This window comes from Pseudomonas viridiflava, from assembly GCF_900602065.1.
In the GTDB taxonomy this organism is placed as follows: domain Bacteria; phylum Pseudomonadota; class Gammaproteobacteria; order Pseudomonadales; family Pseudomonadaceae; genus Aquipseudomonas.
On sequence record NZ_UWFN01000055.1, the window covers coordinates 1 to 427 of the forward strand.

Annotated in this window: 1 protein-coding gene; it reads right to left on the reverse strand. The window is 62.8% G+C overall.

Annotated features, from left to right (window positions below):
- Positions 1 to 427: ABC transporter permease (locus EE949_RS00965; protein ID WP_122662140.1), on the reverse strand; the 427-nt coding region annotated here is incomplete at both ends.

Genomic DNA, 427 nt, shown 5'->3' on the forward strand with positions numbered 1-427 from the left:
ATGCGCCGAAGACCAGTTCGGCGGCGATCAGGGTGCGCCAGGCAAAGGCCCAGCCGATTTTCAGGCCTGCGAGAATCGACGGCAGCGCAGCGGGAATCAGGATGTGCCAGACAAAGCGCAACCCCTTGAGGCCATAGTTGCGCCCGGCCATGCGCTGGGTTTCCGAAACACCGAGAAAGCCTGCGTAGGTATTGAGCGCCAGCGCCCACAGCACAGAATGCACCAGCACGAATATCAGGCTGTTCTGCCCCAGCCCGAACCACAGCAGCGCCAAAGGCAGCAGGGCAATGGCCGGCAGCGGGTTGAACATGGCGGTCAGCGTGCTGAGCAGGTCGCGGCCCAATTGGGTGGACACGGCCAGCGTGGTCAGGGCAAACGCCAGCACGATGCCGATCAGGTAGCCCTGAATCAGCACGGTCAGGGAAAT